This is a genomic window from Corynebacterium sp. Z-1 (assembly GCF_031844665.1).
Taxonomy (GTDB): domain Bacteria; phylum Actinomycetota; class Actinomycetes; order Mycobacteriales; family Mycobacteriaceae; genus Corynebacterium; species Corynebacterium sanguinis.
In genome coordinates, this window is record NZ_CP134621.1 from 1,650,125 (window position 1) to 1,663,632 (window position 13,508).

At 60.7% G+C, this 13,508-nt stretch carries 8 protein-coding genes and 3 rRNA genes; all 11 read left to right on the plus strand.

The annotated features are described in order from the left end of the window. The first annotated feature begins 37 nt into the window (after positions 1-37). The 11 genes from RIU96_RS08045 to RIU96_RS08095 all read left to right on the plus strand — a co-directional run bounded on the left by RIU96_RS08045 (position 38) and on the right by RIU96_RS08095 (position 13,508). A complete protein-coding gene (locus RIU96_RS08045; protein ID WP_136651828.1) occupies positions 38-1,240 on the plus strand; it encodes an argininosuccinate synthase in 1,203 nt (400 codons plus the stop codon). A 15-nt stretch (positions 1,241-1,255) separates the two neighbouring features. After that, on the plus strand, positions 1,256-2,692 hold the full coding sequence (gene argH / locus RIU96_RS08050) for an argininosuccinate lyase (RefSeq protein WP_136651829.1): 1,437 nt from the start codon (positions 1,256-1,258) through the stop codon (positions 2,690-2,692). 5 nt (positions 2,693-2,697) lie between these two features. Continuing rightward, positions 2,698-2,883: a Trm112 family protein gene (locus RIU96_RS08055; RefSeq protein WP_181730025.1), complete on the plus strand. Its 186-nt coding sequence runs from the start codon at positions 2,698-2,700 to the stop codon at positions 2,881-2,883. Positions 2,884-2,919: 36 nt separating this feature from the next. Further along, positions 2,920-4,191 carry a tyrosine--tRNA ligase gene (gene tyrS, locus RIU96_RS08060; RefSeq protein ID WP_311204875.1) on the plus strand — a complete coding sequence of 424 codons (1,272 nt, stop codon included), beginning with the start codon at positions 2,920-2,922 and terminating at the stop codon, positions 4,189-4,191. A 589-nt stretch (positions 4,192-4,780) separates the two neighbouring features. Then, positions 4,781-6,301: ribosomal RNA gene (locus RIU96_RS08065) — 16S ribosomal RNA — on the plus strand. Between the two features lie 479 nt (positions 6,302-6,780). Next, positions 6,781-9,868: ribosomal RNA gene (locus tag RIU96_RS08070) — 23S ribosomal RNA — on the plus strand. Between the two features lie 128 nt (positions 9,869-9,996). Next, a 5S ribosomal RNA gene (gene rrf / locus RIU96_RS08075) occupies positions 9,997-10,114 on the plus strand. The 16S, 23S and 5S rRNA genes sit together here, the layout of an rRNA operon. Before the next feature lie 536 nt (positions 10,115-10,650). Continuing rightward, the gene (locus RIU96_RS08080) at positions 10,651-11,499 is read left to right on the plus strand and encodes a tetratricopeptide repeat protein (RefSeq protein WP_181730160.1); all 849 of its coding nucleotides are present in this window, start codon (positions 10,651-10,653) and stop codon (positions 11,497-11,499) included. A 10-nt stretch (positions 11,500-11,509) separates the two neighbouring features. Next, positions 11,510-12,493 carry an HAD-IIA family hydrolase gene (locus tag RIU96_RS08085; protein WP_170228701.1) on the plus strand — a complete coding sequence of 328 codons (984 nt, stop codon included), beginning with the start codon at positions 11,510-11,512 and terminating at the stop codon, positions 12,491-12,493. Beyond that, on the plus strand, positions 12,484-12,660 hold the full coding sequence (locus RIU96_RS08090; protein WP_153257541.1) for a hypothetical protein: 177 nt from the start codon (positions 12,484-12,486) through the stop codon (positions 12,658-12,660). Before RIU96_RS08085 ends, RIU96_RS08090 begins: the two co-directional genes overlap by 10 nt. 26 nt (positions 12,661-12,686) lie before the next feature. Beyond that, the gene (locus RIU96_RS08095) at positions 12,687-13,508 is read left to right on the plus strand and encodes a TlyA family RNA methyltransferase (RefSeq protein WP_136648547.1); all 822 of its coding nucleotides are present in this window, start codon (positions 12,687-12,689) and stop codon (positions 13,506-13,508) included.

The window sequence follows — 13,508 nt, forward strand, 5'->3', positions numbered from 1 at the left end:
ACACAAAGCTTTAACTATCACAAGGAGATTTCAGCTCATGACTAACCGCGTTGTGCTCGCATACTCGGGCGGCCTCGATACCTCGGTCGCCATCCCGTACCTCGGTGAGATGATCGGCGGCGAGGTCATCGCAGTTGCCCTCGATCTCGGACAGGGCGGCGAGGACATGGAATCCGTGCGCCAGCGCGCGTTGGACTGTGGCGCGGCTGAGTCGATCGTGATTGACGCCAAAGATGAGTTCGCCGACGAGTACTGCCTGCCGACGATCAAGGCCAACGGCCTGTACATGAACGAGTACCCGCTGGTTTCCGCAATCTCGCGGCCGCTGATTGTGAAGCACCTCGTCGAGGCCGCGCAGCAGCACGGCGGCACCCACGTCGCCCACGGCTGCACCGGCAAGGGCAACGACCAGGTTCGCTTCGAGGTCGGCTTCCTCAACCAGGACCCAGACCTGGAGATCGTTGCACCCGCGCGCGACTACGCCTGGACCCGCGACAAGGCGATTGAGTACGCCGAGGCCAAGGACCTGCCGATCGAGCAGTCCGCGGCGTCGCCGTTCTCCATCGACCAGAACGTGTGGGGCCGCGCGGTGGAAACCGGCTTCCTCGAGGACCTGTGGAACCCGCCGACCAAGGACCTCTACGCCTACACCGAGGACCCGGCGATCGGCAACGCCCCCGACGAGGTCATCATCTCCTTTGAGTCCGGCAAGCCCGTGGCCATCGACGGCCGCCAGGTCACCGTGCTCGAGGCCATCGAGGAGCTCAACCGCCGCGCCGGCGCCCAGGGCATCGGCCGCCTCGACATGGTCGAGGACCGCCTCGTGGGCATCAAGTCCCGCGAGGTCTACGAGGCGCCGGGCGCGCTGACGCTGATCACCGCCCACAAGGCGCTTGAGGACGTCACCGTCGAGCGCGAGCTCGCGCGCTACAAGCGGCTTATCGACGCCCGCTGGTCCGAGGAGGTCTACGACGGCCTGTGGTTCGGCCCGCTGAAGCGCTCCCTGGACGCGTTTATCGAGTCCACCCAGGAGCACGTCACCGGCGATATCCGCATGGTGCTCAGCTCCGGCACGGCAACGGTCAACGGGCGACGCTCCAACCACTCGCTCTACGATTTCAACCTGGCCACCTACGACACCGGAGACACCTTCGACCAGACCCTGGCCAAGGGCTTCGTCCGCCTGCACGGGCTGTCCTCGCAGATCGCCAACAAGCGCGACCGCGAAGCCGGGAAGTAGGGGAAGCGCGCGTTGATGCAGCAGCACAAGACCAACGAGGGTGCCCTCTGGGGAGGCCGGTTCTCCGGCGGCCCGTCGGATGCGATGTTTGCGCTTTCGGTGTCCACTCACTTCGACTGGGTGCTCGCCCCCTACGACGTTCTCGCATCGAAAGCGCACGCCAAGGTGCTCCACCGCGCAGGCCTGCTGTCCGATCGCGACTTGGGCACGATGCTCGACGGTCTCGACGATCTCGGCCGCGACGTGGCCAACGGTTCGTTCGGGCCGCTGCCGACGGATGAGGATGTCCACGGCGCGATGGAGCGCGGTTTGATTGACCGCGTCGGGCCCGAGGTGGGCGGCCGCCTGCGCGCTGGACGCTCACGCAACGACCAGGTCGCGGCGATGTTCCGGATGTGGTGCCGCGACGCGGTTCGCGACATAGCGCTCGAGGTCGTAGACCTGATCAACGCGCTGAGTGACCAGGCAGCGGCTCACCCCGATACCATCATGCCGGGCAAGACCCACTTCCAGGCGGCGCAGCCGATCCTGCTCGCGCACTCGCTGCTGGCTCACGCACAACCCCTGCTGCGCGACCTCGAGCGCATCCGCGACCTGGACAAGCGCCTAGCTATCTCGCCCTACGGCTCGGGTGCTCTGGCGGGGTCCTCGCTCGCTCTGGATCCGGAGGCCGTTGCCAAGGAGCTTGGTTTCGCTGACGCGTGTGACAACTCGCTGGACGGGACGTCGTCACGCGATTTCGCCGCGGAGACCGCGTTCGTCTTGGCTCAGATCGCCGTTGACATCTCGCGCCTGTCGGAAGAGATCATCGCGTGGTCGACTCCGGAGTTTGGTTACGTCACGCTTGACGACGCCTGGTCCACCGGATCCTCCATCATGCCTCAGAAGAAAAACCCCGACGTCGCCGAGCTCGCGCGCGGCAAGTCCGGTCGCCTCATTGGCAACCTCGCCGGATTGATGGCGACGCTCAAGGCGATGCCGCTCGCGTACAACCGTGACCTGCAGGAAGACAAGGAGCCGGTGATCGACTCCGTGGCCCAGCTTCGGCTGCTATTGCCCGCGCTGACCGGGCTGGTGTCCACCCTGACCTTCCACGAGGAGCGGATGCGCGAGCTAGCGCCTGCCGGCTACACCCTCGCCACCGACCTGGCGGAGTGGATGGTGCGCCAGGGCGTGCCGTTCCGCGAGGCGCACGAGGCCTCCGGAGCGTGCGTTCGCCTTGCCGAGTCCAGGGGAGTGGGCCTCGATGAGCTGACGGATCAGGAGCTTGCGAGCGTCGACACGCGGCTTAAGCCCGAGGTCCGCGAGGTGCTGACCATCGACGGGGCGGTTGCCTCGCGCAGCACCCGCGGGGGAACAGCGAGGCCACGGGTGGAGGAGCAGCGGCAGCGAGTCGTCGACGCCGCGCGCGACCACCGCCAGTGGGCCCAGGCCCCAGTGCGCGACTTTTAAGTAGGATGACGGCCATGAGTCTCGATCCCAAGCTTCTCGACGTCCTCGCGTGCCCGCAGGACAAGGGGCCACTCGTCTACAAGGACGCCGAGCAGCTGCTCGTCAACGAGCGTCTGGGGGTTGCCTATCGCATTGACGACGGCATCCCGGTCCTGCTTATCGACGAAGCCCAAACGTACCCGGCCCGCTAAGCGCGGCCGCAGTCTAGAAGGATCCCCCAAAACTCCATGTCAACGCATACGGACATCATCGCCGAACTCGAGTGGCGAGGGCTGATCAACCAGTCCACCGACTTGGACAATCTCCGCGAGGAGACGCGCAACCCGATCACGCTGTACTGCGGGTTCGACCCGACCGGGCCGTCGCTGCATGCGGGGCACCTCGTCCCGCTGCTCATGCTGCGCCGTTTCCAGATGGCGGGCCACCGGCCGATCGTCCTCGCCGGGGGAGCAACGGGCAAGATCGGCGACCCGCGCGACGTGGGCGAGCGCTCCATGAACTCGGATGACACGGTCGCCGATTGGGCGCAGTGCATCTCGGGGCAGCTGTCGCGCTTTGTCAATTTCGACGGCGATAACGGCGCGATGCTGGTCAACAACAATGACTGGACGGCCGACATGAGCGTGATCACGTTCCTACGCGACGTGGGCAAGCACTTCTCCCTATCGACCATGCTCAGCCGCGACACGGTAAAGCGGCGCCTGGAAAACGACGGCATTTCCTACACCGAATTCTCCTACATGCTCCTGCAGGCGAACGACTTCGTTCAACTGCGTCGCAACCACGACTGTGTTCTGCAGATCGGCGGCGGGGATCAGTGGGGGAACTTGGTCGGCGGTGTCGACCTCAACCGTCGGATGGACGGCGCGCAGGTGCACGCCCTGACGGTTCCTCTGGTGACGGACTCCGAAGGCAAGAAGTTTGGAAAGTCCACAGGCGGCGGTTCGCTCTGGCTCGATCCCGAGATGACCTCGCCGTACACCTGGTACCAGTACTTCGTGAACACGGCCGACGCCGACGTGATCCGCTACCTGCGGTGGTTCACCTTCCTCGACAAGGAAGAGCTTTCGCGTCTGGAGACCGAGGTTGCGGAGCGCCCGTTCAAGCGCGAGGCGCAGATCCGCCTGGCTCAAGAGATGACCGACCTCGTCCACGGACCGGAGGCGACGCGTGGAGCCGAGCTCGCGGCCCAGGCCCTGTTCGGGCGCGCTGACCTCCGCGAGCTTAACGAGCGAACCCTTGCATCGGCCGTCTCAGAGACGCAGGTGTACGAAACGCCCGCCGATGCCGGGGAAACAATCGTTGACCTGCTTGTTGGGGCGGGCCTCGCTGACTCCAAGGGAGCGGCGCGCCGCTCGATTAAGGAGGGCGGCGTGTACGCAAACAACGAACGCGTGGAGTCCGAGGACTTCGTCCCGGCGAGTGAGGACTTCCTCCACGGGCGCTGGCTTGTGCTGCGGCGAGGCAAGAAGAACTTCGCCGGCGTTAAGCGCGTCTAGCGTCGCTCGATCTTAACCCCTTTGTACTGGGGATTTGTGTTGTGTGGGGTGGGGTGGTTATGGTTTTGTTCCGCTGCTTGTTGAGGTTGCTCTTGGGTTAACTTCTGGTGGTGGGTGAATTTCATAGCTGTTTGACTTTGTGTTGGGTGGTTGTGTAGATTCATTTTTCCGCGGTTGTTGTTGTGACTGCGGGTGTGTTGTGTGAGAACTCGATAGTGTGCCAATGTACTTTTTTGTTTTTGTTTGTGGTTTGTTGTGGTGTGCATTGTGGCGTGCCTGGCCTGCATTTTTGTGTGGGTGGGTGTGTGCTGGTGGTGGTGTCGTGAACCTTTGATGGCGATGTCACCCTGTGGCGCACGTTTTGTGTCATGGTGTGCGGTTTGATCGTAATGAATCGCGGGTGTGGCCTTGTTTGATGCATGGGTTGTGTGGTTTTCCTCGTCGGATGCGCATGGTCTGTGTTGGGGTTGCACGGTAAATATTTTTGAATTGAAGGTTTTGCCAGTACTGCCTTACAGGTTTTTTTGTGGGGTGGTGTGGTTTGTTTTTGTTGGGTTTGGGCTTTTCACGAGTTCTGAATTTCTTCTTTTTTGTGGAGAGTTTGATCCTGGCTCAGGATGAACGCTGGCGGCGTGCTTAACACATGCAAGTCGAACGGAAAGGCCACAGCTTGCTGTGGTACTCGAGTGGCGAACGGGTGAGTAACACGTGGGTGATCTGCCCTGTACTTCGGGATAAGCTTGGGAAACTGGGTCTAATACCGGATAGGAATCACATGTGGGTGTGTGGTTGGAAAGCTTTTGCGGTATGGGATGAGCTCGCGGCCTATCAGCTTGTTGGTGGGGTAATGGCCTACCAAGGCGTCGACGGGTAGCCGGCCTGAGAGGGTGTACGGCCACATTGGGACTGAGATACGGCCCAGACTCCTACGGGAGGCAGCAGTGGGGAATATTGCACAATGGGCGCAAGCCTGATGCAGCGACGCCGCGTGGGGGATGACGGCCTTCGGGTTGTAAACTCCTTTCGTCAGGGACGAAGCGAAAGTGACGGTACCTGGATAAGAAGCACCGGCTAACTACGTGCCAGCAGCCGCGGTAATACGTAGGGTGCGAGCGTTGTCCGGAATTACTGGGCGTAAAGAGCTCGTAGGTGGTTTGTCGCGTCGTTTGTGTAAGTCCACGGCTTAACTGTGGGATGGCAGGCGATACGGGCATAACTTGAGTGCTGTAGGGGAGACTGGAATTCCTGGTGTAGCGGTGAAATGCGCAGATATCAGGAGGAACACCGATGGCGAAGGCAGGTCTCTGGGCAGTAACTGACGCTGAGGAGCGAAAGCATGGGTAGCGAACAGGATTAGATACCCTGGTAGTCCATGCCGTAAACGGTGGGCGCTAGGTGTGAGTCCCTTCCACGGGGTTCGTGCCGTAGCTAACGCATTAAGCGCCCCGCCTGGGGAGTACGGCCGCAAGGCTAAAACTCAAAGGAATTGACGGGGGCCCGCACAAGCGGCGGAGCATGTGGATTAATTCGATGCAACGCGAAGAACCTTACCTGGGCTTGACATACACCAGATCGGCGCAGAGATGCGTTTTCCCTTGTGGTTGGTGTACAGGTGGTGCATGGTTGTCGTCAGCTCGTGTCGTGAGATGTTGGGTTAAGTCCCGCAACGAGCGCAACCCTTGTCTTATGTTGCCAGCACGTGATGGTGGGGACTCATGAGAGACTGCCGGGGTTAACTCGGAGGAAGGTGGGGATGACGTCAAATCATCATGCCCCTTATGTCCAGGGCTTCACACATGCTACAATGGTCGGTACAACGCGTGTGCGACACTGTGAGGTGAAGCTAATCGCTCTAAAGCCGGTCGTAGTTCGGATTGGGGTCTGCAACTCGACCCCATGAAGTCGGAGTCGCTAGTAATCGCAGATCAGCAACGCTGCGGTGAATACGTTCCCGGGCCTTGTACACACCGCCCGTCACGTCATGAAAGTTGGTAACACCCGAAGCCAGTGGCCTAAACCTGTTAGGGAGCTGTCGAAGGTGGGATCGGCGATTGGGACGAAGTCGTAACAAGGTAGCCGTACCGGAAGGTGCGGCTGGATCACCTCCTTTCTAAGGAGCTTATATTTTTTACACACCACACTTATTCTGACTGTGTTGGGGTGTGTGGTGTGGTGGTTGAGGTGCCGAGTGTGTACCTGCCACCTGTTTTTCAAATGAAATGTCCAGTTGTGGAGACACCCGCTACTGGCACGTGGGGTGCTACTTCGATGGTGGGCCTGTGATGCGTGTTGGTGGTGTGTGGGTGCGCCACGTGTTGGTGTGCACTGATATGTGATGAACCGTGTGAAGCAAACAAAAACGCATACGGCCGGCACCTACTCTGCTGTTTTTTGTGGTGGTTGGGTGTGGTTGTGTGGGAAGTTGTTGGCATGCTGTTGGGTGTCTGGGGCAGCACGTGTGTTGTTTCCTTGTGATCCTGGTGTCTTTTGCTTGTGTGCGTGTGTGCACGGGTGGGGGGGTTGGGGTGTGGTGTGTGAGAACTGTATAGTGGACGCGAGCATCTTTATTTTTTGTGTGTGTGTTTTGTAGTGTTTTTTATCAAGGGCGTACGGTGGATGCCTTGGCATGCTGAGCCGATGAAGGACGTGTGAGGCTGCGTTATGCCTCGGGGAGTTGCCAACTAAGCGTTGATCCGAGGATGTCCGAATGGGGAAACCCAGCACCAGTTGTGTGGTGTTACCCGCAGGTGAATTCATAGCTTGTGTGGGGGTGTACGCGGGGAAGTGAAACATCTCAGTACCCGCAGGAGAGGAAAATAATAATGATTCTGCTAGTAGCGGCGAGCGAACGTGGATGAGGCTAAACCATGTGCGTGTGATACCTGGCAGGGGTTGCGTGTGTGGGGTTGTGGGATGTGATTGTTACCAGGGCTGTCGACTTGGTGCGTGTGTGTTGTGTGTTAGCGGAAGTCACTTGGGATGGTGCGCCGTAGTGGGTGAGAGCCCCTGTACGTGAAAACATGCAATGTGTGCGTTGATTGTGTCCCGAGTAGCAGCGGGCTCGTGGAATCTGCTGTGAATCTGCCGGGACCACCCGGTAAGCCTAAATACTCAGTGTGACCGATAGTGGATAGTACCGTGAGGGAATGGTGAAAAGTACCCCGGGAGGGGAGTGAAATAGTTCCTGAAACCGTGCGCTTACAATCCGTCAGAGCACCTCGTGTGTGTGATGGCGTGCCTTTTGAAGAATGAGCCTGCGAGTCAGCGGCATGTCGCGAGGTTAACCCGTTGTGTGGGGTAGCCGTAGCGAAAGCGAATCCTAATAAGGGTGTTTTAGTGGCATGTCCTGGACCCGAAGCGGGGTGATCTACCCATGGCCAGTGTGAAGCAGCTGTAAGAGGTTGTGGAGGCGCGAACCCACTTAGGTTGAAAACTGAGGGGATGAGTTGTGGGTAGGGGTGAAAGGCCAATCAAACTCCGTGATAGCTGGTTCTCCCCGAAATGCATTTAGGTGCAGCGTTGTAGTAACTTGCCGGAGGTAGAGCTACTGGTTGGTTGAGCGGGACTATCATCTTAGCAATGTCAGCCAAACTCCGAATGCCGGTTTAAGTGTTCTATGGCAGTGAGACTGTGGGGGATAAGCTTCATAGTCGAGAGGGAAACAGCCCAGATCGCCGGTTAAGGCCCCTAAGGGTGTACTAAGTGGAAAAGGATGTGGGATCGCGAAGACAGCCAGGAGGTTGGCTTAGAAGCAGCCATCCTTGAAAGAGTGCGTAATAGCTCACTGGTCGAGTGGTTCTGCGCCGACAATTCAGTGGGGCTCAAGTACACCGCCGAAGCCGCGGCACACTATTTAGTGTGGGTAGGGGAGCGTCGTGTATGGGGTGAAGCAATACTGTAAGGGGTTGTGGACTGTACACGAGTGAGAATGCAGGCATGAGTAACGAGTGATAAGTGAGAATCTTATCCGCCGGATGACTAAGGGTTCCTGGGTCAAGTTCGTCTTCCCAGGGTGAGTCGGGTCCTAAGGCGAGGCCGACAGGCGTAGTCGATGGTTAACGGGTTGATATTCCCGTACCCGTGTATATGCGCCCAAGGGTGAATCGGTGATACTAACCACCCTGACCGCACCATATGATGATCCCTTCGGGGGTTGATCGGTGGTGTGTGATGCGTGGGGCCTAAACCGTAGTAGCCCAGTGATGGGGTGACGCAGTGAGGTAGCCTAGCCACTTATTGGATTGTGGTGTAAGCGTGTGGCACGACGATGAGTCAAATGCTTGTTGTCACAAAGTGTGAGGCGTGATGCGTAGCCCCTTAAGGGGTGATGTAGGTGATCCTGTACTGCCGAGAAAAGCCTCTAGCGAGTGTGTACACGGCCCGTACCCGAAACCGACACAGGTAGTCAGGTAGAGAATACTAAGGCGGTCGGGTGAACTGTGGTTAAGGAACTCGGCAAAATACCCCCGTAACTTCGGGAGAAGGGGGACCTCTACCGGTGCGCAGCTTTTACGGTTGTTGTGCTGGTGGGGGTCGCAGAGAATAGAGGGGAGCGACTGTTTATCAAAAACACAGGTCCGTGCGAAGACGTGATGTTGATGTATACGGACCGACGCCTGCCCGGTGCTGGAAGGTTAAGAGGACCTGTTAGAGCCCTTGTGGTTCGAAGCGGAGAATTTAAGCCCCAGTAAACGGCGGTGGTAACTATAACCATCCTAAGGTAGCGAAATTCCTTGTCGGGTAAGTTCCGACCTGCACGAATGGCGTAACGACTCCCCTGCTGTCTCAACCACAGGCCCGGTGAAATTGCAGTACGAGTAAAGATGCTCGTTTCGCGCGGCAGGACGAAAAGACCCCGGGACCTTCACTATAGCTTGGTATTGGTGTTCGGTGCGGTTTGTGTAGGATAGGTGGGAGACTGTGAAGCCGTCACGCTAGTGGTGGTGGAGTCGTTGTTGAAATACCACTCTGACCGTAGTGGATACCTTAACCTTGGCCCATGATCTGGGTTGGGGACAGTGCCTGGTGGGTAGTTTAACTGGGGCGGTTGCCTCCCAAAGAGTAACGGAGGCGCCCAAAGGTTCCCTCAGCCTGGTTGGCAATCAGGTGTAAGAGTGTAAGTGCACAAGGGAGCTTGACTGTGAGACGTACATGTCGAGCAGGGACGAAAGTCGGGACTAGTGATCCGGCACCAACGTGTGGAAGTGGTGTCGCTCAACGGATAAAAGGTACCCCGGGGATAACAGGCTGATCTTCCCCAAGAGTCCATATCGACGGGATGGTTTGGCACCTCGATGTCGGCTCGTCGCATCCTGGGGCTGGAGTAGGTCCCAAGGGTTGGGCTGTTCGCCCATTAAAGCGGCACGCGAGCTGGGTTCAGAACGTCGTGAGACAGTTCGGTCTCTATCCGCCGCGCGCGTTGAAACTTGAAGAAGGCTGTCCCTAGTACGAGAGGACCGGGACGGACGTACCTCTGGTGTGCCAGTTGTTCCGCCAGGAGCACGGCTGGTTGGCTACGTACGGAAGGGATAACCGCTGAAAGCATCTAAGCGGGAAGCCTGTTTTAAGATGAGGTTTCTTTTGAGGTTCCCCACAGACTATGGGGTTGATAGGCCAGATCTAGAAGACGGGCAACCGTTGAAGGTGACTGGTACTAATACACCAACAAAAAACACAAACACCACACACAAAGTGTGTGTGCGACGCGTCCACTATGCAGTATCTGACACACCACACCCCCCACCACCGTTAACAGCACGGTGGCAGTGTCACAACAACAATAAAATATGTGTACCCCACGATTGTGTCGGTGGTTGATGGCGGCGGGGAAACGCCCGGACCCATTCCGAACCCGGAAGCTAAGCCCGCCCGCGCTGATGGTACTGCCCCCGGGAGGGGGTGGGAGAGTAAGTTACCGCCGACCCAACAACTTAACAACAACAATCGCACCCCCCAACCACAGGAAGCAAGCCCCCAACAAAGGGCAACAACCCGGTGGTCGGGGGGTGCGTTCTGCTTTTGCCCACAACACATGGGTTACCTGATTGGTTCCTACAGCAAACTCCGCCACCGCAGAGTCAGGAAGGCGCTCTAATCCGCACCGCGGACTCCGCCACGGCAGAGTCCAGCCGGTTGGAGTTAGCCAGATCGTGGACTCCGCCACGGCAGAGTGAGATGATGCTCGAACCAACGCATCGCTCGATCCACGAGCGCTCCACCCCCGGCCACTCCGCATTGCGGACTCCGCCACGGCAGAGTCGAACCGCCGCTAAGCTAGCCGGCCCAGTAAATCCAGAAAGGCCCTCCTTGCTGAGTCCACTGGCGGACTCCACCGACTCTGCCACGGCAGAGTCCGCAACAGACCGATCCAACCCCCATCGAGCTCCCAATGGCGCATCGCGTTAAAGTCCAGCTCCGTGCACAGCCTATAATGGGCGCTACGTTTAGGAAGGGCATTAAATGGCAGACAATGTAGGTTCGCACTCTCGTGACGACCGCGGTCGCTCGGGCAGCGGTCGAGGCCGCGATTCGCAGCGAGGCCAGCGCGGCCAGGGCGGCCACCGCGGCCGCGACGATCGTCGCGAGCGCAGGGATAGCTTTAACCCGCAGCGCCAAGGTTTCCGCGAAGACCGGATGAACCAGAAGCTCTCTGAGCCCGATCTTCCCGACGATATCGACGTCCGCGACCTCGACCGCTCCGTTCTGCAGGACCTGCGCGTGCTGTCCAAAGACAACGCCGATCGCGTGGCCAAGCACATGATCATGGCTACGACGTTGCTTGCCGACGACCCACACGCGGCGCTTCGTCACGCGCGCGCCGCGAAAAACCGCGCTGGTCGCGTGGGTGTCGTGCGTGAGACCAACGGCATCGTCGCGTACCACGCCGGCGAGTGGAAGGAGGCGCTGGCGGAGCTGCGTGCCGCGCGCCGTATTTCGGGTGGCCCCGGCCTGCTCGCGGTGATGGCTGACGCCGAGCGCGGTCTCGGCCGGCCGGAGAAGGCGCTCGAGATCGGGCGTGGCCCAGAGGCGAGTGAGCTAGACCCCGCCGGCAAGATCGAGCTAGGGATCGTTCTGGCTGGCGCCCGCCACGACTTGGGCCAGCATGAGGCTGCTTTGGCCACTTTGCAGCGCCTGAACCCCTCGCTTGACTCCCGCGACCCCGAGTCCGCGCGCCTCGCCTACGCGTATGCTGACGCGCTGCTCGCGCTTGGTCGCGACGCCGAGGCCAAGAAGTGGTTCGAGCACGTCGCAGAGATTGACCAGGACGAAATGACGGATGCCGCGGCCCGTGTCGAGGAGCTTAGCTAGGGTGAGCTCTATGACTTTGAGCTCGCTTTTCGACGCCCTCCTGCTCGACCTCGATGGCACCGTGTGGGCCGGTGAGCTGGCGCTGCCGGGATCCGTTGAGTCAATCGTCGCATCGCAACTGCCCGCGCTGTACATCACCAACAACGCCTCGCGCGGCCCGGCCGACGTCGCAGCGAAGTTGCGTGCGGCGGGGCTGGATGCGAGCCCGGAGGACGTCGTCACGTCAGCCCAGGCCGCGGTGTCGCTGGTGAGTCAAAATCTCAACGCCGGCGACCCTATCCTCGTGGTGGGCGCGCCATCGTTCAAGGACTTGGTACGTGAGGCGGGTTTCCGTGTCGTCGAGTCCGCCGACGAGAAGCCCGTGGCGGTATTGCAGGGCCACAACCCGGAAACCGGGTGGGCGCAGCTGTCGGAGGCGGCGCTCGCCATCGCCAACGGTGCGCGGTACGTGGTGTCGAATCTCGATACGACGCTGCCGTCGGAGCGCGGTTTGCTCGTCGGCAACGGCTCGATGGTCGCGGCGGTCACCTCCGCCACGGGCGTTGTCCCCACCTCGGCCGGTAAGCCTGAACCGGCCATGTTCCTGCAAGCAGCGCAGCGTGCCGGGGCGAAGCGGCCCTTGGCGGTCGGCGACAGGCTGGATACGGACATCGCTGGGGCGGTCGCTGCCGGTATTCCCGCGCTGCACGTCCTCACCGGCGTCTCCGGGCCGTTGGCGCTGCTTGAGGCGCCGAGGGAGTTTCGCCCCACCTTTATCGCGGATGGCATGGCGGCCCTAGGGCACGAGCCGGAGAGCTTGCGTCCGCGCGCGCAAGGCGGATTCTCGGCGCGCGTCGACGGCCACGACATCATCCTCAGCCGCGGAAACCCGGGCGCGACCAGCACCGAGGCGCTGCGCACGGTTCTTGAAGTCGCGTGGCTCATGGAGGAGCCGCCGGCCCTCGTGCGCCCCAACTCGGACGCCGCCGAGGAGGCGACCGCGCAATGGTGGTAAACCAAGGTCCGATCCCGCGCGACCCACGCGGTGTGCACACAAGCCCCGAGGAGGTCTCCCAGCGCATCGCGGAAATTCTCGACGAGCCCGCGGACACACTGGCTGAGGAAGCCGACCAGCTGCACAGGGCTCATGCTGTGCTCAACCACGCGCTCAACGCCGAATAGCTAGCTTGTAAAAGGAGGCCGCTGCTATGGCTCCAGGACGCAGACGACTCGACGCCGAGATCGTTCGGCGCAAACTTGCGCGCTCGCGTGAGCAGGCCCAGGACTGGATCAAGCAGGGCCGCGTCGAGGTTGGGGGGTTCGTTGCCACGAAGCCGGCCACGGTGGTGGAGCCGGAGGCGTCCATCAAGATCAACGTCGAGGACGCCGACGAGTGGGCCTCGCGCGGGGCGCACAAGCTGCTGGGGGCGCTGGATGTGTTTGAGGCGCGTGGGTTGAGCGTCGAGAAGCGGCGTGCGCTTGACGCTGGCGCATCGACAGGCGGGTTCACCGACGTGCTGCTGGCGAAGGGTGCGCGCGAGGTCGTGGCGGTGGATGTGGGTTACGGGCAGCTCGTGTGGCGGTTGCAAAACGATCCTCGGGTGCGCGTGCTCGACCGGACAAACATCCGGCATCTGACTCCCGAGATGATGGGTGGGCAGGCCGACCTGATGGTGGGCGATCTGAGCTTCATTTCGCTGACGCTTGTGCTGCCCGCCATCGCGGAGTGCATGGCGCCCGGGGCGGACTTGTTGCCCATGGTCAAGCCGCAGTTCGAGGTGGGCAAAGAGCGCCTCGGCAGCGGCGGAGTGGTGCGCTCGCCGCAGCTACGCGCCGAGGTGACCGCGCACGTGGCGCGGTTTGCCCAGTCGCTGGGGCTGAGCGTGCGCGACGTGGTTGCCTCGCCGCTGCCCGGTCCGAGCGGCAACGTAGAATATTTCCTATGGCTCGTCAAGGATGCGCACGCATCCATGCTTGACGACGCCTCACTGAACGCACTGGTGGCACGCGCCGTCGAGGAAGGACCTTAA